Source organism: Cellulomonas hominis (assembly GCF_901521055.1).
Taxonomy (GTDB): Bacteria; Actinomycetota; Actinomycetes; order Actinomycetales; family Cellulomonadaceae; genus Cellulomonas; species Cellulomonas endometrii.
Window position 1 is genome coordinate 158,735 of record NZ_CABEGA010000001.1, and the last position, 24,787, is coordinate 183,521.

Genomic DNA, 24,787 nt, shown 5'->3' on the forward strand with positions numbered 1-24,787 from the left:
CGGCCGTCACGGGCCGCCCTGGTCCGGTGTCGCGATCGTCCAGGGCATCGGCAGAGGCCACGGCCGGCGTTCCCCGACGGTCGCACGCGCGTCGGTGCCGATCTCCACGAGCTGCCAGTCCGTGATCCGGCGCGTGCGCGGGTCCCAGTGCAGGACGGTCAGCTCCGCGGTCCCCTTCAGCGGGCCGAGGCGTGAGGCGTTCTCCTGGGCGCCCGCGGTCGACCCGGAGACGTACCGGATGCCGTGGCCGACCTGCTCGGGGTCGGTCCGCGTGTGCATGTGGCCGGACACCAGGGCGGGCACGCACCCGTCCGCCATGAGCGTCGGCGCCACGCGCGGGTTGTGGAACAGCACCAGGTCGACGCCCTCGGGGTCCGCGCACGCCACCCGGCCGAGCCGCTCGCCGACGGACGCGTGCGACTCGGACTGCGTGGGCTCGGCCAGCAGGCGGTCCTGGCGCGGGTCGGGCGCGCCGAGCAGGCGCATGCCGTCGACCTCGACCACCTCCCCGTCCAGGACGAGCGCCCCGGCGTCGGCATAGGCGGCGGTCGTCTCCGGCGAGTCGTGGTTGCCCGGGGCGGTGACCAGGTCGACGCCGTCCGGCACCGCGTCGGCGAACGTGGTCGCGCAGTACCGCTCGATGCCCGATCCGTTCATGACGGTGTCCCCCGCGTCGAGCACGACCTGCGCGCCGGACAGCCGGGTCAGCGTCGTGATGATCCGCGCCATGCCGACGTTGCAGTGCAGGTCCGAGACCACCAGCACCGTGGTCTGGGTGCCGGCACGGTCCCCGGACGCGGGGTGGTCGTCGGCCCACCCGTCCCAGGCCGCGGTCAGCGACCGGTCTGCACGTGCGTAGAACTGCTGGTTCTCCCGGTAGGCCGCCACCGCCATGCCGCCGTAGGTGTCGACCAGGCCACCGAGCCTGCCGGTGATGCGGGCACCCTCGAGCGGCGTGCCGTCGAAGACCGCCGAAGCCGTCGCCCCGGCCGGGCGCGGGCGGGCGTGCGCCGTGGTGGAGACACCGGCCACGAGCAGCAGGGCCGCGGCGGCACCGGCGGCAGCCGCCCGCACCTGCGTGCGCCGCAGGACGTCCGCCAGCTCCGCGATCCGCGCCGCGCCCACCAGACGGCGGCCGGCGAACCACCCGCCGATCAGCACGACCAGCACGAGGCCGGTGCGGCGGGCCGCGTCCGCGGCCAGTGCGCGGACCGCGTCGTGCACTGCCGCCTCAGGAGCCCCGAAGAGCTGCGCGTACTCCCGCACGTCGGCGGACAGGGCGCCGAGGGTGTCGTCGCCGGCGAGCGGTCCGGCTCCGGCCGGGATCTCCGCGACCTCGACGCGCGCGCCCAGCCCGAGCGGGAGCGGCGAGTCGACCTGCACGGTGCCGAGCGGCCCGACGTCCACGGTCACCGTGCTGTCGGCCGTCACCTCGTAGCGAGCCTCGTGCGGGCCGAAGCGACCGGGCGCGTTCGCCGTCGTCACACCGACCACGAGGGCCGCCGCGGTCGCACCGACCAGGAGCGCCACGCGCGCCGCGAACCGCGCTGACCCACGCCGTGCGAGGTGCGACGCTCCGAGGCTGCGCCACCACGCCCCGTGCACCCCCGACGCACGGGGGCGCTCCTCGCGGTCAGCCGAGCGCTCCGCCCACCGCACCGCACCGACGGCGAGGACCACGACGACGGCTCCGAGCGCCGGCAGGAGGAGCACGGCGGCGTTCACGGCCGCGGCGCCGGTGCGACAGCGAGCGCCCAGACGAGGGCGGCCTGCGCCTGGGCGACCGACGCCCGCGCCGCCTGCTCGTGCTCTCGGGCCACGTGCAGCACCCGCCCGACGGCGGCCGCGTCGGTGCGGGCACGGCGGTGCGCACGGACCGCCCGCCGGAGCTCGCCGTACGCGACCATGATCGGCTCGCCCGTCCCGGCGCAGTCGGGTGCCGGCGCCGTGCCGGCGCGGTCCTGCTCGTCCTCGGTGCTCACGTGTCCTCCCTCGTGCCGCGATGCCGACGCCCCTCACGCTCCCAGCGCGGCACGGGCTCGGGATCGGCCGCCGGTCGTCCCCGGACCGGCCGATGGTCCGACGCGTCCTGGACCGAAGTCGGACGCGGGTCCCGGCCGGACGGATCGACGCTGGTGGCGCCCCTTCGACGGACGGATCGCCATGCCCAGCCCGCGCACCACCCGGCTCGCGCTCGACGCCCTCGCCGCCGCGTGCCTGCTGGGCACCGTCGCGCTCGTCCTGGGGTCGCCCGGGCCGTCCGGAGCCGTGCCGCTCCTCCCCGCGGGCGTGGGGGTGATCACGTTCGTCATGTCCCGCACGCAGCCGCGGTGAGCCCGGCCTGGCGCCGCACCCTGCGATGGGGCGGCATCGCTGCCTACGCGTGGATCGCCGGCTCGGCCGGCTACGGGGCCCTCGTCCCGCCCGCGGCGGTGATCGACTGCACCCCGGCGCAGGGCTGCGCCGTGCACGAGGACCCCACCGACCTCGCGATCATCGCCGGCGCGGGTGCGCCGTGGGCGGCGACGGTCGTCGTCGTCGCCCTCCGCCGGCGACCGTCGAGCGGCGCGCGGGGTACCCGCGTCCGCGCCCTGGACGCCACCGAGGCGCATCGACGTACGTCAACATAGACAGGTGTCGGAGCACCACGCGACGTCGGGCTCCGACGACTTCCTGACCGCGCACGTCCGCTACAAGGACCCCGGGGCGACCGAGAGCACCGAGGTCGTCGTCCGCGCCGGCGCCGACGCGTACACCCGCGCGCCGACCGACGACTTCCGGTTCGCCTCCGCCGTCGTCGAGTTCGGCCTCGTGGCGACCGGGTCCCAGTACGCCGACGCAGCCGACACCGGCCGCGCCCACGACCGTGCCAGGGAGGCAGGCTCTCGGGGAGGACCCCTACGGTCTGCGCACCGAGTCGGTCGGCCTCGTCGAGAGGTACGAGCGGATCGCCGGCTGACCAGCCCGGGTCGACAGGCTCGGGCTCGACGACGGCGTGCAGGTCGCTCTGCTCGTCCTGCCGCGGAGGGGATCGTCGGGTGCGACCAAAGTCGCACCCGGCGACAGCCGCCGGTGCGATCCAGGTCCCGCGCCCTCAGGACGACGCTCGTCTCATGACCACTTCGACCGGCAGCCACCCCGTCCACCGCAGGACCTCCCCCGCCACCCGTGGCGTGGCGCGGGCACTGCTCGTCACCGGTGCGACCCTCGTGCTGCTGCCGGGCGCCGCCGCGCTCGCAGGCGCCGCCGAGGACGACGGGTGCACCCAGGTGTCCGCCGATGTCCTCGGCCGGGACGACGGTCCGGTGTCGGTCCCGCTCCGGGACACCGGTGTGACCCTGGTGCGGCACCGCGACCAGGTGTGGGTCGAGGGCGACACCGCCCACGTCCGGAGCCTGACGACCACATCCGCGGACGAGAGCACCCACCCGGGCGAGGTCCTCGGCGGTCGGCTGGGCGGCGAGGTGTTCGTCGCCGGGTACCTCGCCGTCACCGTCTGCGTGGACCCGGCGGTGACCACGACCGACGTCGTCCCGCCCACCGACGTCGTCCCGCCCACCGACGTGGTCCCGCCCACCGACGTGGTCCCCCCGACCGACCAGGTGCCGCCGACGGACGTCGTCCCGCCGGCCGAGGCGGTGCCGCCGACGGCTGTGCCGCCCACCGGCACGGTGACGCCGCGCGGAGTGCCGGTCCGCACCGCCGCGTCCACCACGCCCACCCCGGCGCAGGTCGCCGACGCCCCGCGCGTCCCGGCCCCCGCGCCGGCGGCCGCGCACCCGACGTTTCCGGTCGCGGTGGCGTCACCGCAGCGCGCGGCAGCCCCGGCCCGGCAGCACACCGGGGCCCGTCTCGCGCTGACCGGGGCGCCGGCAGCGCCCGTGGCCGTCGCCGGCGCCGCGCTGGCCGCCGCCGGTGCACTGCTCGTCACCTGGGTCCGGGCAGCCCGCCGTCGCGGCAGCCGCTGACCCCACCAGCCGCCGGTCGCGCCGCCCCCGCGCGCCCGGCACCCGAGCAGCCCCGGTCGCCCGTGCGACCGGGGCTGCTCGTCGCTCTCCGCGTGGCGCGGGAGCGTGGCACGCGGTCTGCTGCCCGTGGGTCGTAAGGCCGAGGGACGTCCCGTACGACCTACGGCAGAGGCGCCGGCAGACCGTCGGTCGATGCGGTGCCCAGGCGCGCGGCGCCACGGTGGGGGCACCACCGGCCCGGGAGGACCCGATGACGAGGTACCGCAGCACCGACCACGCGAACCCGGACGGACCTGCGGTCGCGGGCGATCCGGTCACCGCCGCCTACGGCGCCCTGCGCAAGGCGGTCCGCGCGCACCGCGAGTGCGTCGACGACCGCGTGGCGGCAGCACGGCTGCTGCGTGTCGCGTGCGAGCGGGAGCAGGCCTCCGCAGCCTCCGTGGAGCAGGCACGCGCCGCCCTCGCGTGGGCGTTGATCGTCGCTGAGGAGCCGGGGCTGTGACCGGGCGGCCGTCCCGTCCGACGCGGCCGGTCCGCCGGCACCCCGTACCGGCGACGCACGGGCACGTGCCCTCACCCGTGCCGCCCCGGCACCGGGCGCGCGCCGCCGGCGTGCCCGTGGCCGTCCTGCTGTTCATCGCGGCCGTGGTGGTCCTCCGGCCCGGCACCACCACCGCTGCCGCGCACGGCGCGCACCCGGTCGCCGCGGTCGCCGCGGTCGCCCCGGTCGCCACCGTGGTCCCGGAGCCCGACACGCTCACCCCGGGGACGGTGACCGGCCTGGTCGCACGGCAGTCGTCGACCGCAGACCCGGACGACCAGCGCTCGCTGTCGACGCTCGCTGCCCCGGTGTGCCCGAACCTCGACGCGGCCCTGTCGCAGGCCGTCGACGCCGCCGTGTCGCGGCACGAGCAGTCCCTGAGCCCCGGAGCCGGCAACGCGCTCGACGTCGCGCAGGACGCCGTCCTGGCGGCGGACGACGTCCTCGGGGTGCGGACGACGATCACGGAGTACACGGGCGGTGCGCATGCCAGGACGTGGCGCAGCAGCCTCTACGCCGACGTCGCCCAGGACCGCACGTGGTCGTCGGCTGACCTGGTCACGGGCGGCGCCGCGCTCGCGGCCCTGGTCGGCGACGCCGTGCGCGCGGCGGACCTGGCCCAGGAGGACCCGGACCCCGACGAGGTGGCGCGGGACCTGCGGTTCAGCGACGACGGCTCCCTGACGGTCGTGCTGGACGGCGGCGTGGTCGCCGCCCCGGCCGCCGGGGTGGTCGCGGTGCGGGTCGCGCCCTCCGCCGTACCCCCGCTGCTCAGCGACGCCGGGCGCACGGTCCGCGACGCTGCGGCTTCCGGTGCCCCGCCCGACGTCGCCGCGCCGGAGACCCCCGCCCCGACGTCCACGCCCGCCGGCGCGCGAGCGGCGGTCCCCCGGCCGGCCGTCGACTGCGCGGTCGCCCGCTGCGTGGCGCTGACCTTCGACGACGGCCCGGGCCCGGACACGGGCACCCTCCTCGACGAGCTCGCCGCCCGGGACGTGCCGGCGACGTTCTTCGTCGTGGGACGGCAGGCGCAGGCGTACCCCGACCTGGTCGCCCGGGAGCACGCCGAGGGCCACGTCATCGGCAACCACACCTGGACCCACCCGGACCTGCGCACGCTCGGGCCCGAGCAGGTCGCGGACGAGCTCGACCGCACGGCCCGGGCGGTCGCGGACGCGACCGGGGAACCGCCGGTGCTCGTCCGCCCGCCGTACGGCGCCGTCGACGACCAGCTGCTGTCGGTCCTCGCGGGTCGCGGGGAGACCGCGGTGCTGTGGGACGTCGACACGGAGGACTGGAAGAACCGGGACGCGGCCGAGACGGCCCGGCGGGCGCTCGACGGCGTGCACCCGGGTGCGATCGTGCTGATGCACGACGTGCACCCGTCCACCGTGCAGGCGGTGCCGGCCCTCGTCGACCAGCTCCGCGCCCAGGGATACACGCTGGTCACGGTGCCCGAGCTCCTCGGATCCGAGATGCAGCCCGGTGCCGAGCTGTTCCGGCGGTGACGGCGTGCACGGGACGGTGCTGCGACTTCAGTCGGACGGATGTGCGGACGATGGTCGCTCGGCGGGAACCGGCCCGGGGTGGTTCGCTCGTCCCATGACCCAGAACCTGCGGGGAACCCGCCCCCGGACCGCCGACCAGCTCGCCGAGCTCGCGCCCGGCACGACGCCCCGGGTGCGCCCGAACCTGCTGGTCGGACTCGCCGTCGTCGTCGTGTACGCCGCGCTCATCGCGATCGACGACGTGCTGCCGGGCAGCGGGGACGGTGACATCACCGACCCGACGCTGGCGTTCCTGCGGACCCACGTGCTGCCCCTCAGCATCATCGCGGTGCTCCTCGTGATCTTCGTCCGGTGGTCCGGCTGGGGCCCGGCCGTCTGGCGGGAGAGCCCGCAGCGCCGCATCCCCCGCTGGTGGCTCGCGTTCCCGGTGCTCTACGTGGTCGTGGTCGCCGGCGGGCTCAGCACCGCCGACTGGTCCGCGGCACCGAGCTTCCTGCTGGTCAGCCTGGTCGGCATGCTGCTCGTGGGCTTCACCGAGGAGCTGGGGCTCCGGGGCATCCTGCTGACCGGCGCCCGCGGCTCCGTCCCCGAGATCGCGGCACTGCTCATCTCGGCCGTCGTCTTCGGCTCGCTGCACTTCCTCAACCTGCTGCACGGTGCCGCGGCGGGTGCCACCACGTTCCAGGTCGCCGGCGCCGCGGGCTTCGGGGTCGTCTTCTACGCGCTCCGCCGCGCCACCGGGCTGCTGTGGCCGGCGATGCTGCTGCACGGGCTCAACGACTTCGCCCTCCAGATCCAGCCGGTCACGAACGGTGAGACGCCGGACGCCCCGGTCTGGGCCGTCGCGACGAACAGCCTCATCATCGTGCTCAGCGTGGCCCTGGTGGTCTCGGTGCTCCGCGAGTCCCTCCGGCAGCGGTCCGGCGCCGCCGCCACCGCCTGAGCTCAGGCCTCCGCGTCGCGCACGAGCAGGGCGAGCTGCACGCGGTTGTCGAGCCCGAGCTTGTCGAACAGGTGCCCGATGTGGGTCTTGACGGTGCCCACGCTCATGTACAGCTCCGTCGCGATGTCGGCGTTGGACAGCCCGCGCGCGACCGCCCGCGCGACCTCGAGCTCCCGCTCCGTCAGCGTCTCCAGCTGGTGCCGCGCGTCGGCCGTGGTGGTCCGGTCAGGACCGCTGCCGACCGCTCGGATCAGCTGGGCGGTGACGGACGGTGACAGCATCGGCCGTCCGGCGGCCACGGCGCGCACCGCGGCCACCAGATCCGGGGGCGAGGTGTTCTTGAGCAGGAACCCCGTGGCGCCGTCCCGGAGCGCCGTCAGCACCATGTCGTCCGTGTCGAAGGTCGTGAGCACCACGACCGCGAGGCGGGGGCGGTCCTCCCGCATCCGGCGGAGCGCCGTGAGCCCGTCCATCCGGGGCATGCGGATGTCCATCAGCACGACGTCCGGCTCCGTACGGGCGACGAGGCGCACGGCCTGCTCGCCGTCCTCCGCCTCGCCGACCACCTCGACGGCGGGGTCGGCACCGAGCACCAGCCGCAGCCCCGTGCGCACGAGCTCCTCGTCGTCCACCAGCAGCACCCGGACCGGGGCCTCAGCCATCCTGCTCCTCCTCGTCCCAGGGCAGCACGGCGTGCAGCCGGTACCCGCCGTCGTCGACCGGCCCGTGGTCCAGCCGCCCCCCGGCGAGCCGCACCCGTTCCGCCACTCCCACCAGGCCCGTGCCTGATCCCCCGACCCCGGCGGGCGGCCGGGTCGTCGCCCCGTTGCGTACCTCGACCGTGAGCAACCCGCCGGGTCCCCCGCCGACCGACACCCGGACGGGCGCACCCGGGGCGTGCTTGCGGGCGTTGGTCAGCCCCTCCTGGACGATCCGGTACGCGTCCCGGCTCACCGGGGCCCGCAACGTCGCCACGGCCGCGCGGGTGGAGTCCGGCACGACGACCTCGACCGAGGCGTCGCCGACCGCCGCCGCCTCGGCGACGAGGTCGTCCAGCGCGGCGAGCGTCGGCTGCGGCGGCTCGAGCACGTCGACGCCGGCCCGCAGGACACCCAGGACCTGGCGCAGCTCCGCGAGCGCGAGGTTCGCGTTGTCGCGCACCACGGTCGCGGTCGCGACCCGCTCCGCGTCCGGCACGTCGGTGCGGAACGCGAGCGCACCGGCGTGCAGCGCGACCAGGGAGATCCGGTGCGCGAGGACGTCGTGCATCTCCCGGGCGATCCGCGTCCGCTCGGCGACCTGGGCCTGCTCGACGCGCGCCGCCTGCGCGCGCTCGACGGCGGCCCTCTCCCGCTCCGCCGCCGCCCGTTCGCGCTCCGCCGCGTCGGCGCGCCCGCGCAGGGCAGCGAGCAGGTCGCGCCGGCTGCCGAGGTAGGCGCCCAGGCCGACACCGGCCGCGTACAGCAGGGCGGCGAACACCCCCTGCCGCCAGGCGACCACCGCGCGGCCGGTCACCAGGTCCTCGACCACCGTGACCGCGACGAACACCAGCCCGACGCCCAGGACCGACCGCCACCGGCGCCGGGCCGCCAGCGACACGACCGCCAGCACGACCGACCCGAACACGGAGGCGAGGACGGACGACGCCAGCACCACGACCACCGCCACCGCGACCGGGTGCCGACGGCGCAGCGGCAGCAGGGCCAGCACCCCGGCGCCCAGCACGCCGTCGACCACCCAGCGCAGCGCCGGCTCCCCGGGCGACTGCACCGCGGACGCCGCGAGCGCGGCAGCACCGGCCAGGGCCGCCGCACCGAGGCGGACCGCCTCGGCCCGTTCCGGCTGCTCGATCACGCCGTCAGCGTAGGGCGTCGCCGGCCCGGGGACGCCTGGCGCCACGGTCCCCGCCCGGATGACAAAGCCGTCGGGAGCCTGTTCACTCGCACCGGGCGGGCCCGCAGGCTCGTGACGGACGTCGGGGAGGCAGGCATGGCCCAGCAGCGCACGACACCGGGAGCCACCTCGTGATCGAGGTCGTCGGGCTCACGAAGCGGTACGGGAGCACGGCCGCCGTGGCGGACGTGACGTTCACCGCGGGCAGCGGCAGGGTCACGGGCCTGCTCGGGCCGAACGGGGCCGGCAAGTCCACGACGATGCGGATGATCCTCGGGCTGCACCGGCCGACCAGCGGCACCGTGCGGATCGAGGGCCGGTCGTTCGTCGACGACCCCGCCCCGCTCACGACCGTGGGCGCGATGCTCGACGCCCACGCGGTCCACCCGGGGCGCACCGGGCGCAACCACCTGGAGGCGCTCGCGGCCACGCACCACCTGCCCGGTCGGCGGGTGGACGAGGTGCTCGAGCTCACCGGCATGTCCGCCCCCGCGGGCCGCCGGATCGGGACGTACTCGCTCGGCATGGTCCAGCGGCTGGGGATCGCCGCCGCGCTGCTGGGCCGGCCCCGGGTGCTCGTGCTCGACGAGCCGGTCAACGGCCTGGACCCCGACGGGGTGCACTGGGTGCGCCAGCTGGTGCGCGGGCTCGCGGCGGGCGGGACGACCGTGCTGCTGTCCAGCCACCTGATGAGCGAGATGGCCCAGACCGCCGACGACGTCGTCGTGCTCGGGCGCGGCCGGCTGGTCGCGGCGGGGCCGATCGACGAGGTCGTGGCTGCCGCGACGGGCCGGAGCGTGCGCGTGCGCCTGGCGGGCGGGGAGCCGGCGTCGGGGCTGACCGCCGCCGTCACGGCCGCGGGAGGCAGCGTGGCCGCGCTGGACGGCGCCCTGGTCGTGACGGGCCTGGACAGCGAGCAGGTGGGCCGTGCGGCCGCCGCCACCGGCACGGTCCTCGCCGAGCTGGTGCCGCAGCAGGCCTCGCTCGAGGACGCGTTCTTCGAGCTGACCAAGGACGCCGTGGAGTACCGCACCCAGGGGGAGCAGCGATGACCGCGACGACGGGGACGACCGAGAGCCGCGCCCGCCTGGACTTCAGCGGGCTGCTGCGCGCGGAGGCGATCAAGGCCCGTGGACTGCGCTCGACCCGCTGGCTGCTGGCCCTGGTCGTGGTGCTGCCGGTGGTGATCGCCGCGATCGTCGCCGCCACCACGGACACCGCGGGCGCGGCGCACGCGGACCTGACGGCCGCAGCGCTCTCCGGCGTGACCTCGATCAGCTGGGTGCCCCTGCTGCTGACGCTGCAGCTGGGAACGGTCGTCGGAACGGCGGAGTACGAGCGGGGGGCGGTGCAGACCACCTTCGCCGTGGTACCGCGCCGCACGCCCGTGGTGCTCGCGAAGGCCGTGCTCGTGGCGGCCACGCTGCTCGTCGTGGTCCTGGCGGTCAACGTGATCTCGTACCTGGTCGGTGCCCTGGTGCTCGGCGGGCAGCAGCCGGCGGGCCTGGGCGATCCCGGCGTCGTGCGCGTCCTGGTCGGCACCGCCCTGTACGCCGCCGCCGCGGGCACGATCGCGATGTGCCTCGGGATGGTCGTCCGGTCCAGCATCGGGGCCTTCGCGGCGGCGCTGGGGTTCCTGTACGTGCTGCCCGCGCTGCTGCAGGCCATCCCGGTCGAGGTGGTCCAGTGGTTCGCCCGGACCATCCCCGGGCCCGCGTCGACGCCCCTGGAGCTCCCCGGGCACCCGGACGGGCAGCTGTCGTTCGGCGCCGCCGTGGTCGCGGTGGTCGTGTGGACCGTCGCCTGGCTGGTGCTGACCGTCGCGGTGGTGCGGCGCCGCGACGTGTGACGGGGCCTACTCCGCCGGCCACCCCATCCGGGTCGCGATCCAGGTGAGGGCCTCCGGGGTCATCCGCCGGACGCCCGACCAGTCGTGCCCCGCGTCGTACCGCCGCAGGGCGACCGGGGCACCCGCGGCCCGCAGCGCGTCGGCGACGCGCGGCCCCTCGGTCGGGTCGTCCGCGGAGGGCACCCCGAGGAACACCGGCAGGTCGCGCAGGTCTCCCGCACGCGGGACGACCACGAGCGGCGACGCCGCGGCCAGCGCACCGGGGTCCACGCGCAGCGCGGGCGCCACCGGCTCCAGGTACGGCATCAGGTCGACCACCCCGCCGAACACGTCGCGGTGCTCGAGGGCGAGCAGCAGAGCCCCGAACCCGCCGGCGCTCATCCCGCCGACGACCCGGTGCGGCGCGTCGGGCACGGTCCGCAGGTGCGCGTCCGCCCACGGCACGACGTCGTGCACCACGAACGTGCCCCGCGCGGCACCCGGGGGCGGGTAGTCGACGGGCTCGTCCTCGAGCCCCAGATCCACGTCGGGCATCACGACGACGACGGGCGGCACCGCACCCGAGGCCACCAGCGCGTCGAGGGTCCGGTCGACGTGCCCCGCGGCGACCCAGTCCGAGCCGGTCCCCGGCGACCCGTGCAGCAGGTACACGACGGGATACCGCCGGTCGGGGTGCTGGCTGTAGCCCGGCGGCACGTACACCCAGGTCCCCGCGTCGGGGACGCCGGCGGCGCCGGAGGGCACGGTCACCTGCCACGCGACGCCGGTGGCGTCGGTCGTGGGCCGCGGCGGGTCGGCAGGACGGCCCGCGGGCACCTCCGGTGCGTCCCGGCCGGACGCGGCGTGAAGCACGAGGGCGAACGACCGCAGGTCGGTGAGGTAGCCGCTCGCGACGCCGCTGGCGACGACGGCCGTCACGGCGAGCAGCACCAGGACCCCCGCGCCGCCGAGCGCCGCGCCCGGGACCCACCGGCGGTGCCGGCGTCGCCGTCCCCGCGCCGCGCGGACCACCAGCACGACCGCGCCGACCGTCGCCAGCCCGAGCAGCGCCAGCACGAGCCATCCCGGCCACGCGGGCACCTCGGCGCCGGCGGCGGTGGTCCTCACGCCCGTGCCCCCGCCTCGCGCCCCGGGTCCTCCGCCGTCGCGCTGGCGGGGCTGGACGCGAGCACCGCGCAGGCCGCGAGCGCCGCGGCGAGCGCCACCGCGACGGGCAGCGCCCAGCCGGGCTTGATGACGTCCCCGAGCAGGACCAGACCGACGGCTCCCGGCACGACGACCTCGACGACGGAGAGGACGGCGGCGGACCCGCCGACGGAGCCGCGCTCGAGCGCGCGCAGGTAGGCCAGCACGCCGACCGCGCCGCAGACGACGATGACGGCGGCGAGCGGCTGCAGCACCGTGTCGAGCAGCGGGCCCGAGGCGTGGGCCGCGCGCGCGGCGATCGCGGCGCCGGAGTAGCCCAGCCCGCTGAGCAGCGCCAGCAGCGGGGCGCTGCCCCGCCGGTACGCGGGCAGCGTCACCAGGACCAGGGCGCCGGTCGCGACGAGCATGCCGGTGGTGAACCCGGACGGGGGCGCGGGCGCGGGCTGCTCCCCGGAGCCTCCGGCGACGACCGCGAGCGCGGCGATGACGACGCCGACGGCGACCCAGTCCCGTGGCCGGGTGGGCGCGTGCAGCACGACGCGGGCGCCGATGACCACCACGACCACGGAGGAGGCGAGCACCGCCTGGACCACGAACAGCGGCAGCGCGTCCAGCGCCAGCAGGGACAGCAGCCACGCCAGGCCGTCCAGGCCGAGCGCCACGAGCACGAGGCGCTGGCGCAGCGCGCCGACGCCGCCCGCCCGGCGCGCGCCGACGGCCTGCATGACGGTGCTGACGCCGTACCCGACAGCCGCCCCGGCGGCCGCGAGCAGGGGCAGGATCATGCCCGCCCCTGCGGCCGGACGAACGGGAAGGCGAGCGTGTCCCGGATGGTGCCGCCCACCAGCGTCATGACGACGCGGTCCACCCCGATCCCGACGCCGCCGCTCGGCGGCATCGCGAACTCGAGCGCGGAGAGGAACTCCTCGTCGACCTCCATCGCCTCGGGGTCCCCGGCGGCGGCGAGGACGGACTGCTCCGTGAGCCGCCGGCGCTGCTCGACCGGGTCGACGAGCTCGGAGTACGCGGTGCCGAGCTCGGCGCCGAACGCGACCAGGTCCCAGCGCTCGGCCAGGCGCGGGTCGTGCCGGTGCGCGCGGGTGAGCGGCGAGGTCTCCACGGGGAAGTCCGTGTAGAAGGTCGGCGCGTCCGTCTGCCCCTCGACGAACCGGTCGTACAGCTCGGTGACCAGCGCCCCGTGCGTCTCGGCCGGCTCCCAGCCGACGCCGTGCGCCGTGCACAGCGCCCGCAGCTCGTCCAGCGGCAGGTCCGGGCTCACCTCGCGCCCCAGCGCGCGGGACACGGCGTCGTGCACCGTGACGACCGGCCACGGCCGGTCGAGCCGCACCCGGGTGCCGTCCGGCCGGCGCGCGACCGGTTCGCCGTGCACGGCGACCGCCGCGGCCACGATCAGCTCGCGGGTGAGCTCCCGCATGGTGCTGTAGTCGCCGAACGCCTCGTAGGCCTCCATCGAGGTGAACTCGGGGTTGTGCGTGGCGTCCACGCCCTCGTTGCGGAAGTTGCGTCCCACCTCGAACACCTTCCCCGCGCCGCCGACCATCAGCCGCTTGAGGAACAGCTCCGGTGCGATGCGCAGGTACAGGTCCAGGTCGTACGCGTTGATGTGCGTGGTGAACGGGCGGGCGTTCGCCCCGCCGTGGATGCGCTGCAGGATCGGCGTCTCGACCTCGAGGAAGCCGCGCGCCACCAGCTCGGACCGGATCGACCAGACGGCCAGCGAGCGCGCCCTCAGCAGCTCGGCCGCGCCGTCGTGCAGCGCGAGGTCCATGTGCCGCAGCCGCACCCGCGCCTCGGGGTCGGCGAGCCCGTGCCGCTTGTCGGGCGGCGGGGTCAGCGCCTTCGCCGCCATCCGCCAGGCGGTCACGGCGATGCTGAGCTCGCCCGAGCGGCTGCGGGTCAGCGGGCCCGTCACGCCGACGTGGTCCCCGAGATCCACGGCCCGCCGCCACAGCGCGAGGTCCGCCGTGCCGTCGGCGGCGAGCACCGCCTGGACCTCGGCCGTGCCCTCGCGCAGCACCGCGAACACCACCCCACCCAGGTCGCGCAGGCGGACCACGCGTCCGGCCACCGAGACCTCCGGGCCTCCGAGGGGCACGTCACGGGCGGCGGCGACCGTGTGGGTGCGCGGGACGCCCACCGGGTACGGGTCCATGCCGGCGGCCCGCAGCACGCCGAGCTTGGCGTGCCGGGCCGCCTGCTGCTGCGTCAGCCGGCGCTCGGGGACCGGGACGGCGAGCAGCTCGGCCTCCTGCGCGGCGACCGCCGCCGGGAAGGTCGGGTCGTCGGTGGCCGGCAGCGCCGGCTGCTCGGCGCCCGCCCAGCGCGGCCGCGGGAGGAACCCTTCGGCCTGTCCGAGCGCGAGCAGGACGCGCGTCAGGTGGCCGGCCGACTCGTAGCACAGGAGCCGCGGCTGCCACTCGGGCAGGTACTTCTCGTTCGAGCGGTACAGCTGCTCCAGCTGCCAGAACTGCGAGGCCAGCAGCAGGACGCGGCGGTTGAGCCGCTGCACGGGTGAGGCGCCGACGCGCTCGCCGAGCTGGAACGTCTCGCGGAACATGGCGAAGTTCATCGAGATCCGGTCGACGCCGAGGTCGCCGCCGGCGGCGACCAGTCCGGCGACCATCAGCTCGGTGACGCCGGCCACGGCCTCGGGCGACCGGCGCATGACGTCCAGCGACAGGCCGCGCCGGCCCCAGGGCACGAAGGACAGCAGACCCCGGAGCGCACCGTCGGCGTCGTGGGCCGTGACCACCACCTCCCGAGGGTCGACAGGCGACCCGAGCCGGTCGAGCGCCATCGAGTAGCCCCGCTCCTCGCCGTGCCGCCACCGGTCGGCCGCCGCGACCAGCTCGGCCTGCTCCGCCGCGGGGACGTCGCCCTGCCGGCGCACGCGCACGACGTACCCCGCCGTCCTGCCGCGGTCGACGGCCCGGCGCACCCCGCGCATCGCCGGGGCGGCGAGGTCGAAGGACCGCGTCACGATCACGGCCTCGTCCCCCATCGCCACCGGGTGCAGCCCGGCATCGCGGTACGCGCGCGCGCCGGCCTCGGTCGTCGAGGTGACGGCCGGCACCCAGCCGTAGCTGCGCGCCAGCGCCAGCCATCGGACGACCGCGTCCGGCCACGCCGCGGGATCCCCGAGCGGGTCCCCGGCCGCCAGGGCGACGCCTGCCACCACCCGGTACGACACCGCGGCGGCGCGGTCGGCGGAGAACACCGTGGACCGGTCGTCGCGGGTGGCGAAGTAGCCGAGCGAGTCGGCCGCACCGTGGGTCAGGAGCAGCCGGCGCACCTGGAGCCGGTCGCTGGCCGCGTCGGCTCCGGTGCGCGGCCGGGACCGGGTGAACAGGGCGAGCGCGAGGACGAGCCCGGCGGCCGCGACCAGGCCGCCGACGGCGCCGACCCACGCGGGCGCGGCGACCACCGTCGCCGTGTCCAGCGCCGAGCCGTGCGCCCCCAGCGTGTGCGCCAGCGACCACCGCAGCTGGTCCGCGGTTGACGGCAGCTCGTGCCGCACCAGTCGCAGCAGGCCGAAGGCCAGCAGCGTGCCGAGCACCACGCCCAGCAGCGCCACCAGAAGGGACCGCCACCAAGCACCCGGGCGCACGCGCGCCGGGAACGCCCGGCGGACGCTGAGCAGCACGGGCACCGCGACGAGCGCGACGACCACCGCGACCCAGTCCCGCGGGGCGAACCCGAGCTCGGTCCGCTCGTCCGGCGCGATCAGCCACAGGAGTCCCGCCGACAGGCCCGCCACCGCGACCGGCAGCTGCCACAGCAGCACGACCGCCCAGAGCGCGGCACGGAGCCGTCGGACCAGGCCGGAGGCGACCAGCACCAGCAGCACGAGCGAGAAGAAGCTCGGCAGGCTCGGCAGGTTCGTCACCGACAGCCACCGGCCCACCGTCCGGACCACGCCCGGCGCCAGCGGGAACAGCAGCAGCGCCAGGACCTGCCACGCCGCGAAGCCCTGCACGACCCGGCGGACGCCGCCGGACACGACCTGCGTCCAGCGGTCCGTGCCCTGGTCAGGATGTTCCGGGGTCTCACCGGCAGGAGGCGCCTCGACGCGCTCCTGCACCATGGTCCCGACCGTCTGCGTGCTCGTCACAGGCAACCCCCTCGACCCGACCGAAATCGAGGGGCCGTGCACGCAGCCCCCGGACCCTGGCCCGCCCCGGGGCGGGTACCGCGAGCCTGCCCGTCCGGCACCGCGCACGCAACGGGTGCGGCACGGCCCGGCGTGCGATGCTGCCTGCGTCCCGGCCCCGCCGGGTGACCGACGGGGGGCGACATGGGCGACGGATGCCGGACGACCGCGGGCAGGACCCGGTGAGCGGCACCGCGACGACGGGCGCCGAGGCGCCGCCGGCCGCGCGCCTCGGGCGCTGGACGCTCACCGCACTGGTCGTCGGGTCCATGGTCGGCGCGGGGGTGTTCTCCCTCCCCGGCGAGTTCGCGCAGCGCACCGGCGTGCTCGGCACGGTCGTGGCATGGGTCGTGGCCGGGTCCGGCACGCTCGCCCTCGCCCTGACGTTCCTGCGGCTCGCCGACCGGCGCCCCGACCTGGACGCCGGCGTGTACGCCTACGCCCGTGCGGGGTTCGGGCGGTACGCCGGCTTCCTGTCCGCCGCCGGGTACTTCCTGTCCGCGGTCGTCGGCAACGTCGCGTTCTGGGTGCTCATCACCTCGACGGTCGGCGCGTGGGTGCCGGCCTTCGAGGACGGCGCGACCCCCGCCGCCGTCGCGGTGGCGTCGGCGGGCGTCTGGGTCTACCACCTGCTCATCCTGCGTGGGGTGCAGTCCGCGACCGCGATCAACCGCGTGGTGACCGTGGCCAAGCTGGTGCCGCTCGCGGTGTTCGTCGTCGTCGCCGCGACCGCGTTCGACCCGGCCGTCTGGGTGGCCAACCTCGGCACCGGGGACGCCTCGCTCCTGGCCCACGTCCGCTCCACCATGCTCATCACCGTCTTCGTGTTCATCGGCATCGAGGGCGCCAGCGTCTACTCCCGGTTCGCGCGCCGCCGCCGCGACGTCGGCGCGGCGACCGTGACCGGGTTCGTCGGTGTGCTGGCGCTGTTCGTGCTCGTCACGCTGCTGCCCTACGGCGTGCTCCCGGTCGCCGAGATCGCGGCGCTCGACCAGCCGTCCGTCGGCGGGGTGCTCGCCCACGTGCTCGGTCCCGCGGGTGCGGCGTTCGTCGGTGCCGGGCTCGTCGTGTCGGTGCTGGGCGCCTACCTCGCGTGGACCCTGATGAGCTGCGAGGTGGTGGTGCAGGCCGCCCGCGACGGCGACATGCCGGCGTGGCTCGGGCGGGAGAACGCCCGCGGCGCCCCCGTGGCCGCGGTCACGGCGACCTCGGTCCTGGTCCAGCTGTTCCTGCTCACCGTGCTCGGGACGACCGACGCCTTCACCGTCGCCGTTGAGCTGTGCTCGTCCCTGGTGCTCGTGCCCTACCTGCTGTCGGCCGGGTACTCCCTGCGCGTGGCGGTCGCCGACCGCGGGGCGCCGCACCGGCGCGGCTGGGTTCTGCTCGCGGTGGTCACCGTGGTCTACGCGGTGTTCCTGGTCTGGGCCGGCGGGCTCGGGTACCTGCTGCTCACCTGCCTGGTCTACGCCCCGGCGAGCGTCCTGCACCTGCGGGTCCGCCGGGCCGGCGGCGGCCTGCGCCCGGCGGAGCGCATCGCCTGCGTCCTGGTGACGGTGCTGGCGGTGGTGGCGGTCGTCGGGCTGGTGACGGGGCGGATCGAGGTCTGACCCGCGGCCGGACCGGCCGGCACCGGCCCGTCGACGTCCGGTCACGACCGGGTGGCGGGTGCGTCGGCCCTTGTCGCGAGCGGCTCTACCGCGCCGGCGGGCAGGTGCTTCGGCGCCCAGCCGCGGGAGACGCGGCCCACCAGCGTCGGGGGCGTGGACTTGCGGGCCCACGCCCGGGGCACGCTCGACGTATCGGTGTCGACGGTGGTGCAGGAGCAGGTGCTGATGTTCGCGGCGATCAGCAGGGCCGCGCCGCTCGTGGCCACGGCGACGGCGAGCACCTCCAGCTGGCCGAGGGCGGAGTCGAGATCCAGCTCGCGGTCGACGAACCGGTAGAACGCCCAGCACACCCCCCGCCATCCCGACCAGGCTCGCGGCACCCATGATCGTGATGTCGCCGGTGGCGACGTAGAGCGCCGAGCCTGCACCGAGGACGACCACGGCCCCCAGGAGGTACCAGACCCACGAGCCCCAGAACCGACCGCGGAACCGGCGACCGCGGTCGGCGGCGAGGCCGCCCTCGGCGAGCCGGCCGGTCCAGGCCCGCCCGTCCCACCACCGCTGCCGCGCGGCTCCCGGGGACGGGTCCGGGAAGAACCCCGCGGCCGGGGCGCCGGCTCGTTCGCGAGCGGCGTAGAGGGCGGCCGCAGTACCGGCCACCAGGAGGATCGCCCCCACCAGGTTGAGCACCATGGGGAGAGAGAACCACCCTGACGATGCGCGCGCCGAGGGACCGGGGACCAGAAAGGGCTGCCACCGAAGTCGCATCCCGGTCCCGGACCCGTTTCTCCGCGCCCCGCGAAAAATCCTGTCAGGTCAGCTGTCCGCGCGCTCGGAACGGTGATCTCCCACATCCGGGACGTAGGTCGAGCGACCTCTCGCGCGCGGCTCGGCTCCGACCTACAGTGACCGCGGCGAAGATCCTGGCCCCCTCCGGCCCGGTCCGATCGAGCAGGGGGATGACAGGTGCGCGGTACGAGGCACGCAGGACACCGACGGGGCGCCCGCGTCCTGGCCGCGCTCACGATCGCCCTGGCCGCCGCGCTCCCGGTCGTCGCGCCGGTCTCGGCCCCGAGCGCGGTCGCGGCCCCGGCGGACGACTGCGCCGCCCCGACCCGGACGGTCGCCGGCGGCGGGTGGACGCCGGTCTCGGTGGCACCGGGCGAGGTCGTCCGGGTGACCGGCCGGTTCACGGCGGGCGTCGAGCGGCTGCCAGCCGGCGGGACCCTGTGCGTGGCGGCCGGCGCGGTCCTCGCACCCGCGTACCTGAACGCCGCAGCGGGGGTGCTGCGCGTCGACCCCGGCGGCGCCGCAGAGCTCCCGTGGGTGTCGGTGTCGCCCGGGTTCGTCCTCGACAACGCCGGCACGACGAGCTTCCAGGGCCTGAACGTCAACGGTCCCGCGACCCTCGGCAACGCGGCCGGGGCGACCCTGACCGTGACGGCGTCGTTCGTGCCGTCCGCCGGGACGATCGTCAACGACGGCACGCTGGACCTTCCGGGCGGCCTCATCCTCAACCCGGCCGCGACGCTCACCAGCACCGGGCGGCTGACCGTCGGCGGCTCCGCCACGATCGACGGCACGCTCGTCAACACCGGACGGGCACGGGTCGCGCAGGCTCTGCTCCTGAACGGCTCCGCGTCGCTCAGCAACGGCTGCGTGCTGGAGGTCGGCGGCGCGCTGACGCACTCCGGCGGGCCGGCGAGCAGCACCGGCCTGGTCGTCGTCGGCGGGACGTTCAGCACCAACGGCACCTGGCGTCAGTCCGGCACGGCGGCACTGTCCGCCGCCGCGCTGGTCGACGACGGTGCGGTCACCGGCTTCGGACGGTACGTCTTCACCGGATCGACCAGCGTGCAGGGCGACTTCACGGGCGACTCGGCGACCACGCCGATCGCGGTCGACGTGCCGGGCAGCGGGTTCGACGTCGCCACGGGCACCGTCGCGAACGTGCAGTTCACGGACCTGGCCCTGCCCGCACCGGCCGACTACCCCGCCCCGGACTGCGCGGGCGCCGCCCCGGTCCCCTCGGCGGACGTCCGGGTCGACATCACCGGCCCTGCCGTCGCCCAGGCCGACGGCACGATCAGCTACTCCGTCACCGTCACCAACGACGGCCCGTCGCCCGCCGCGGCGGTGCGGGTGGTGCAGACGCTGCCCGCCGCCCCGGGCGAGCTCACGGCCGTCACCGCCGACCAGGGCGGCGTGGTCGCCGGCGGGACGGTCACCTGGGACCTCGGCACCCTCGCCGAGGGCGAGTCCCGCACGCTCACGGTGAGCGGCGCCGTGCCGCCGTCCGGCGTCCTGACGACCACGGTGCGGGTCACCACGACGACCGCCGACCCCGACCCGGGCAACGACGACGCGACCACCACCACCGAGGTGAGCGGAGCCGCCGGCCGGCCGGCGCCGAGCGTCGGGTCCGTCGTGTACGAGGGCGTCGGCGGGATCCCGGTCCTGGGTGCCCTTGCCGGCGCGCCGGGCGCACCGGGCCTCCAGCTGCGGTTCGCCGTCACCTCGCCCGCCCAGTCCGGCGCCGTCGCGCTCACCCCGGAGGGCCTGTTCGCCTACCTGACGCCCGAGGACTTCGCGGGGACGGACACGTTCACCTACGAGGTCTGCGACAACCAGGTCCCCGAGCAGTGCACCGACGGCGGCACCGCCACCGTGATCCTGCACCCGCGGGCGGTCGCCGACGAGACGAGCACCCCCCGCGAGCAGCCCGTCACGGTCCCGGTCGCGGCCAACGACGCGGGCGGCACCCGCCTGACCGCCCTCGCGACCCCGCCGGGCCACGGCAGCGTCGCGCTCGACCCCGCGGCCGGCACCGCGACGTACACCCCGGAGGCCGGCTTCGTCGGCGACGACACGTTCACGTACCAGGCGTGCGCCGTCGCCGACCCGGCGGACTGCGTGACCGCGCCCGTGCTGGTGCACGTGCTCGCCGTGAACCGCGCGCCGCAGGCGTTCCTGGCCACGCTGGAGACGACCGTCGACACGCCGGTGGCGGGCCCGGTCGAGGTGACGGACCCGGACGGCGACCCGACCACCGTCACCCGGGTGTTCGCACCGGTGCTCGGCACGTCCGCCCCCGACCCCGCCGGGACGCGGTACGTGCCGCCCGCCGGGTTCGCGGGCCAGGACCTCTACGCCTACGTCGCCTGCGACGGCGGCGCGCTCTGCTCGACCGGCCTCGTCGGCGTCCGCGTCGACCCCGTCGCAGGCGACGACGCCGCGGTGACCACCGCGGGAGCGGCCGTCGGCATCGACGTCGTCGCCAACGACCGCGGCACGGTGCTGCCGCCCGAGGTCCGGTCGGCTCCCGCGCACGGGACGGCCACGCCGTCCGGCGCCGCCGTGACGTACTCCCCCGCCGCCGGGTTCACCGGCACGGACACGTTCACCTACCGCGTCTGCGCGGTCGACGGGTCCGACGCGTGCGCCGAGGCGACGGTCGTCGTCACCGTCCGCGCGGCCGGTGGGCCGGTGACAGGGACGCCGGTCCCGGGCGCGCCGGCCGCCGACGACCCCGGGCCGGCCGACCCGCGCGACCCTGGCGACCGGAGCGACGCGGCAGCCCGCCGCCTGCTCGCGATCACCGGGACGGACGCCGCCGCGACCGCGACCGCCGGGGCCCTCCTGCTCGTCGTCGGCGGCGCCGTCACGGTGGCCGTCCGCCGGCGGCGGGCCCGGTGACGACACCACGCCGTCGCGGGCCCCACCCCGCGCCACCCCCACCCCGTCACGAAGAGAGCGTGCCCGTGCCCGGTCGCGGAACCCGTGCCCCTGTCCGTCCGCGCGTCTGGATCGGTCTGGCGATCTGGCTCGGCTACCTCGTCCTGGTCTTCGCCATCCAGCGCGCCAGCGGCATCCGGTACGACACCTGGGGCGACAGCGCCCGGAACCTCTTCCTCGGCGCCGGGCTCTCGCTGATCGTCTCGACCGTCGCCCTCGTGATCACCACCAGCCTGCTCGGCTGGTGGGGTCCCGCGCTGCGCGACGAGCACCGCAGCCGGCACCGGTGGCCGCTGGTCGCCCCGGCCCTCGCGGCCGTCGCCGTCCTGATGAACCTCGGCGGCACCGACTGGGGCGCGTACTCCGGCGCGTTCCTCGGTGCGTCCCTGGTGCTGCTGCTGGTCGGCTTCACCGAGGAGCTCGTCAACCGCGGCCTGCTGCTGACGGCGCTACGGGGCCGGCTCGCCGAGGTCGGCGTCTGGTTCTGGACGTCGCTGCTGTTCGCCGTCGGCCACTTCATCAACGTGCCCCTCGGGGCGTCCGCCGCCGCCACGGTCCCGCAGGTCCTGGCGGCGTTCCTCGGCGGGACGATCTTCTACGTGCTCCGCCGCACGACCGGGTCCCTCATCGGGGCGATGGTCCTGCACGGCCTGTGGGACTTCTCCGTCTTCGCCACCGGCGTGGGCGAGGCCGGCGACCTGGCGGGGGCCGCGACCGTGGTCTACCTCCTCGCCGGGGTCATCGCCCTGGCCTCGGTCGGCTTCGTCATCAAGGACGCCGACAACCGTGCCCCGGTGCTCCACCGCTGACGTTCCTGCCCCGCTCCCCGCGCCTGTATCGATCTGTGTCAACATAGACACATGTCGAACCAGACGGTCGGCCGCGGCTCGGCCACGACCGGCTCCGCACCAGCCTCCCCCGCCGACCACGCGATGGGCCTGGACGCCGCGACCCACGTCGCGGCCACCCTCAAGGCCCTGGGCGACCCGCTGCGCCTGCGGATGCTGTCGCTCATCGCGACGTCCCCGACCGGCGAGGCGTGCGTGTGCGACCTCGCCACGGTCGCCGAGGTCTCCCAGCCGACCGTCTCGCACCACCTCAAGCTGCTCAAGGACGTCGGGCTGCTGACCTCGGAGCGGCGCGGCACCTGGGTCTACTACCGGGTGCAGCCCGCCCTGCGCGGGGCGGTCACGACCCTGCTGGACTCGTTCGCCCCCGTCGCCGCCGAGGCCGCGCACCTGTCCCCGCTGACCGGGCTCTCCGACGCGGAGACGGCCCTCGCCCGGGTCGCCGACCGGCTGGCCGCCGCGTTCCCCGACCGGGATCCCGCGGCGGTCCTGACCGTCGTGCGGGAGTCCTACACCGGCCTGGCGCGGTCCTCTGCGGTCCGCTCGCACCTGGTCGTGAACGCCGAGCGGTTCGCCCGCCAGCGCCTCACCGACACCGCCCGCGCCCTGACCGCCGCCGCCGAGCGCGCCCGGCGTCCGCAGGTCCTGTTCGTCTGCGTCGCCAACGCCGGCCGCTCCCAGCTCGCCGCCGCCCTGCTGCACCACTACGCCGGCGACCGGGTCGTCGTGCGGTCGGCGGGCTCCACGCCCGCGGGCGAGGTGCACCCGGGCGTGCGGCCCCTGCTCGCCGAGCTCGAGGCCGACGCCGAGGCCTTCCCGAAGCCGCTGACCGACGACGCCGTCCGCGCGGCCGACGTCGTCATCACCATGGGCTGCGGCGACACCTGCCCGATCCTGCCGGGCAAGCGCTACGAGGACTGGGTCGTCGGCGACCCCGCCCTGGCCTCCGACACCGGCGTGCGCGCCATCCGCGACGAGATCGACCGCCGCGTGCGCGCGCTGCTCGCCGACCTGCTGCCCGACCTGACCGTCCCCGCCTGACCCCTGAGGAGACCCCGATGAGCGAGACCAGCCAGCCCTCCGCCCTGTTCGTCTGCGTGCACAACGCCGGCCGCTCCCAGATGGCCGCCGGGTACTTGCGGCACCTGTCCGGCGGCGCCGTCGAGGTCCGCTCCGCCGGGTCGGTGCCCGCCGAGCAGATCAACCCGGTCGCCGTCGAGGCGATGCTCGAGGAGGGCATCGACATCCGCGCCGAGCGACCGAAGGTCCTGACGACCGACGCGGTCAAGGCGTCCGACGTCGTCATCACGATGGGCTGCGGCGACGCGTGCCCGATCTTCCCCGGCAAGCGGTACGAGGACTGGGCCCTGGAGGACCCGGCCGGCCAGGGCATCGAGTCGGTCCGGCCGATCCGCGACGAGATCCGCCGTCGCGTCGAGGTGCTGCTCGGCGAGCTGGGCGTCGAGCCCGTCACCGCCTGAGCCGTCCGACGACGAGAGGGCCGCACCCCCGGGGTGCGGCCCTCTCGTGCTGCGCGGATCAGGCCGGGCAGCAGGCCGGCGTCACGCGCGCCGTCCCGGTGACGCGGGAGCGCACCCGCTCGGCGATCTCGGCCAGGCGCCGGCGCGCCCGGACGACGCAGCCCGGGCAGTCCTGCGCGGCGCGCCGCAGCTCGAGCTGCCGCGTGAGCTCGCGCTCGTCCTGCCGGTGGATCGTCAGGTACACCTCGGGGTCCATCACTCCTCCTCGGGGGCGGGCTTGCGGGCGCGGACGACCGCGCCGTGCATCCCGTCGGCGACGGGGTGCGTGAACTCGACCTCGGCGTCGACGAAGCCCGCCGCCGCCAGGCCGTCCAGGTACTCGGTGCGGGACAGCGCACCGGCGATGCACCCGACGTACGAGCCGCGCTCGCTGCGCTCGTCGGGCGTCAGGTGGTCCTCCGCGACGACGTCGGAGATGCCCACGCGCCCGCCGGGCACCAGCACCCGGAACGCCTCGGACAGCACCGCGGGCTTGTCGGTGGACAGGTTGACCACGCAGTTCGAGATCACGACGTCCACCGCGGCGTCGTCGAGCGGCAGGTCCTCGATCGTGCCCTGGCGGAACTCGACGTTGGTCGCGCCCGCCTTCGCCGCGTTCGCGCGGGCCAGGTCCAGCATCTCGTCGGTCATGTCCACCCCGTAGGCGAAGCCCGTCGGGCCGACGCGGCGGGCGGACAGCAGCACGTCGATCCCGCCGCCGGACCCGAGGTCCAGGACGCGCTCCCCCTCGCGCAGCTCGGCCACCACCAGCGGGTTCCCGCACCCCAGCGACGCGGCCAGGGCCTCGGCGGGCACCGCGGCCGCGTCCTCGGCGCCGTACAGCGACGCGCCCAACCGCTCGTCCACCACCAGGTCCTGCGGCCCGCAGCCCCCACCGCCGCAGCAGCCGGCGTCGGCGCTGCCCTGCACCGCCGCCAGCGCGTACCGGGACCGGACCTGCTCTCGGATGTCCTGCACCATCACTCCTCCAAGGGATCGATCACCGTCGATGTAATGAGACTGACACCGGACATCGACGGCTGTCAACATCGACAACG

At 76.2% G+C, this 24,787-nt stretch carries 24 protein-coding genes and 1 pseudogene; 14 read left to right on the top strand and 11 right to left on the bottom strand.

Going from position 1 to position 24,787, the window contains the following annotated elements; all coding sequences use genetic code 11:
* Positions 1-6 precede the first annotated feature (6 nt).
* Both KJP73_RS00700 and KJP73_RS00705 read right to left on the bottom strand, forming a co-directional pair.
* Positions 7-1,713, bottom strand: coding sequence for a metallophosphoesterase family protein (locus tag KJP73_RS00700; RefSeq protein ID WP_249668967.1), 1,707 nt, complete (start codon positions 1,711-1,713; stop codon positions 7-9).
* Positions 1,714-1,721: 8 nt separating this feature from the next.
* Entirely contained in the window at positions 1,722-1,982 is a 261-nt protein-coding gene (locus KJP73_RS00705; protein WP_213280797.1) for a hypothetical protein, read from the bottom strand.
* A 181-nt stretch (positions 1,983-2,163) separates the two neighbouring features.
* Here KJP73_RS00705 and KJP73_RS00710 point away from each other — a divergent pair, with 181 nt between their 5' ends.
* The 7 genes from KJP73_RS00710 to KJP73_RS00740 all read left to right on the top strand — a co-directional run bounded on the left by KJP73_RS00710 (position 2,164) and on the right by KJP73_RS00740 (position 6,960).
* Positions 2,164-2,334, top strand: coding sequence for a hypothetical protein (locus tag KJP73_RS00710; protein ID WP_213280798.1), 171 nt, complete (start codon positions 2,164-2,166; stop codon positions 2,332-2,334).
* Positions 2,331-2,630 (top strand): hypothetical protein, encoded by a 300-nt coding sequence (locus KJP73_RS00715; RefSeq protein WP_213280799.1) that lies wholly within the window; start codon positions 2,331-2,333, stop codon positions 2,628-2,630. The genes KJP73_RS00710 and KJP73_RS00715 overlap by 4 nt, the downstream gene beginning before the upstream one ends.
* 4 nt (positions 2,631-2,634) lie before the next feature.
* A complete protein-coding gene (locus tag KJP73_RS00720; RefSeq protein WP_213280800.1) occupies positions 2,635-3,117 on the top strand; it encodes a YfbK domain-containing protein in 483 nt (160 codons plus the stop codon).
* On the top strand, positions 3,114-3,968 hold the full coding sequence (locus tag KJP73_RS00725; RefSeq protein ID WP_213280801.1) for a hypothetical protein: 855 nt from the start codon (positions 3,114-3,116) through the stop codon (positions 3,966-3,968). Before KJP73_RS00720 ends, KJP73_RS00725 begins: the two co-directional genes overlap by 4 nt.
* A gap of 250 nt (positions 3,969-4,218) precedes the next feature.
* Positions 4,219-4,470, top strand: a complete 252-nt coding sequence (locus KJP73_RS00730) for a hypothetical protein (RefSeq protein WP_213280802.1) — start codon at positions 4,219-4,221, stop codon at positions 4,468-4,470.
* 65 nt (positions 4,471-4,535) lie between these two features.
* Positions 4,536-6,017 carry a polysaccharide deacetylase family protein gene (locus KJP73_RS00735; protein ID WP_213280803.1) on the top strand — a complete coding sequence of 494 codons (1,482 nt, stop codon included), beginning with the start codon at positions 4,536-4,538 and terminating at the stop codon, positions 6,015-6,017.
* 94 nt (positions 6,018-6,111) lie between these two features.
* Positions 6,112-6,960, top strand: coding sequence for a CPBP family intramembrane glutamic endopeptidase (locus KJP73_RS00740; protein ID WP_213280804.1), 849 nt, complete (start codon positions 6,112-6,114; stop codon positions 6,958-6,960).
* A gap of 2 nt (positions 6,961-6,962) precedes the next feature.
* Here the strand turns inward: KJP73_RS00740 and KJP73_RS00745 are convergent, their stop codons facing one another.
* Together KJP73_RS00745 and KJP73_RS00750 are read right to left on the bottom strand one after the other, a co-directional pair.
* A complete protein-coding gene (locus KJP73_RS00745; protein ID WP_213280805.1) occupies positions 6,963-7,622 on the bottom strand; it encodes a response regulator in 660 nt (219 codons plus the stop codon).
* The gene (locus KJP73_RS00750) at positions 7,615-8,814 is read right to left on the bottom strand and encodes a sensor histidine kinase (RefSeq protein ID WP_213280806.1); all 1,200 of its coding nucleotides are present in this window, start codon (positions 8,812-8,814) and stop codon (positions 7,615-7,617) included. Before KJP73_RS00750 ends, KJP73_RS00745 begins: the two co-directional genes overlap by 8 nt.
* A 170-nt stretch (positions 8,815-8,984) precedes the next feature.
* On the opposite strand from KJP73_RS00750, the gene KJP73_RS00755 reads away from it, so the two are divergent.
* Together KJP73_RS00755 and KJP73_RS00760 are read left to right on the top strand one after the other, a co-directional pair.
* Complete coding sequence (locus KJP73_RS00755; protein WP_213280807.1) at positions 8,985-9,905, top strand: ABC transporter ATP-binding protein; 921 nt, start codon at positions 8,985-8,987, stop codon at positions 9,903-9,905.
* Positions 9,902-10,702: a hypothetical protein gene (locus KJP73_RS00760; RefSeq protein ID WP_213280808.1), complete on the top strand. Its 801-nt coding sequence runs from the start codon at positions 9,902-9,904 to the stop codon at positions 10,700-10,702. The genes KJP73_RS00755 and KJP73_RS00760 overlap by 4 nt, the downstream gene beginning before the upstream one ends.
* A gap of 6 nt (positions 10,703-10,708) precedes the next feature.
* Here KJP73_RS00760 and KJP73_RS00765 read toward each other — a convergent pair whose 3' ends face one another.
* From KJP73_RS00765 to lysX, 3 genes are read right to left on the bottom strand one after another with little or no spacing between them, the layout of a single operon-like run.
* Positions 10,709-11,809: an alpha/beta hydrolase gene (locus KJP73_RS00765; protein WP_213280809.1), complete on the bottom strand. Its 1,101-nt coding sequence runs from the start codon at positions 11,807-11,809 to the stop codon at positions 10,709-10,711.
* Entirely contained in the window at positions 11,806-12,633 is an 828-nt protein-coding gene (locus KJP73_RS00770; RefSeq protein ID WP_213280810.1) for a hypothetical protein, read from the bottom strand. Before KJP73_RS00770 ends, KJP73_RS00765 begins: the two co-directional genes overlap by 4 nt.
* Positions 12,630-15,980, bottom strand: coding sequence for a bifunctional lysylphosphatidylglycerol synthetase/lysine--tRNA ligase LysX (gene lysX, locus KJP73_RS00775; RefSeq protein ID WP_249668968.1), 3,351 nt, complete (start codon positions 15,978-15,980; stop codon positions 12,630-12,632). The genes KJP73_RS00770 and lysX overlap by 4 nt, the downstream gene beginning before the upstream one ends.
* Before the next feature lie 194 nt (positions 15,981-16,174).
* Here lysX and KJP73_RS00780 point away from each other — a divergent pair, with 194 nt between their 5' ends.
* Positions 16,175-17,626, top strand: coding sequence for a basic amino acid/polyamine antiporter (locus tag KJP73_RS00780; protein WP_213280811.1), 1,452 nt, complete (start codon positions 16,175-16,177; stop codon positions 17,624-17,626).
* Between the two features lie 41 nt (positions 17,627-17,667).
* Here KJP73_RS00780 and KJP73_RS19120 read toward each other — a convergent pair whose 3' ends face one another.
* Together KJP73_RS19120 and KJP73_RS19585 are read right to left on the bottom strand one after the other, a co-directional pair.
* Positions 17,668-17,976 (bottom strand): hypothetical protein, encoded by a 309-nt coding sequence (locus tag KJP73_RS19120; protein ID WP_249668969.1) that lies wholly within the window; start codon positions 17,974-17,976, stop codon positions 17,668-17,670.
* 208 nt (positions 17,977-18,184) lie between these two features.
* Positions 18,185-18,394 (bottom strand): annotated as a pseudogene (locus KJP73_RS19585) (hypothetical protein); the annotation flags it as partial.
* 198 nt (positions 18,395-18,592) lie between these two features.
* Between KJP73_RS19585 and KJP73_RS00790 the strand changes: the two are divergent.
* From KJP73_RS00790 to KJP73_RS00805, 4 genes are read left to right on the top strand one after another with little or no spacing between them, the layout of a single operon-like run.
* Positions 18,593-21,322: an Ig-like domain-containing protein gene (locus tag KJP73_RS00790; RefSeq protein ID WP_213280812.1), complete on the top strand. Its 2,730-nt coding sequence runs from the start codon at positions 18,593-18,595 to the stop codon at positions 21,320-21,322.
* Between the two features lie 59 nt (positions 21,323-21,381).
* Positions 21,382-22,170, top strand: a complete 789-nt coding sequence (locus KJP73_RS00795) for a CPBP family intramembrane glutamic endopeptidase (protein ID WP_213280813.1) — start codon at positions 21,382-21,384, stop codon at positions 22,168-22,170.
* A 51-nt stretch (positions 22,171-22,221) separates the two neighbouring features.
* Positions 22,222-23,250 carry a metalloregulator ArsR/SmtB family transcription factor gene (locus tag KJP73_RS00800; RefSeq protein WP_213280814.1) on the top strand — a complete coding sequence of 343 codons (1,029 nt, stop codon included), beginning with the start codon at positions 22,222-22,224 and terminating at the stop codon, positions 23,248-23,250.
* Between the two features lie 17 nt (positions 23,251-23,267).
* Positions 23,268-23,690, top strand: coding sequence for an arsenate reductase ArsC (locus KJP73_RS00805; RefSeq protein ID WP_213280815.1), 423 nt, complete (start codon positions 23,268-23,270; stop codon positions 23,688-23,690).
* A gap of 58 nt (positions 23,691-23,748) precedes the next feature.
* On the opposite strand, the gene KJP73_RS00810 is transcribed toward KJP73_RS00805, so the two are convergent.
* Together KJP73_RS00810 and arsM are read right to left on the bottom strand one after the other, a co-directional pair.
* Positions 23,749-23,946, bottom strand: a complete 198-nt coding sequence (locus KJP73_RS00810; protein ID WP_213280816.1) for a hypothetical protein — start codon at positions 23,944-23,946, stop codon at positions 23,749-23,751.
* On the bottom strand, positions 23,946-24,710 hold the full coding sequence (gene arsM, locus KJP73_RS00815) for an arsenite methyltransferase (protein ID WP_213280817.1): 765 nt from the start codon (positions 24,708-24,710) through the stop codon (positions 23,946-23,948). Before arsM ends, KJP73_RS00810 begins: the two co-directional genes overlap by 1 nt.
* Between the last annotated feature and the right edge of the window lie 77 nt (positions 24,711-24,787).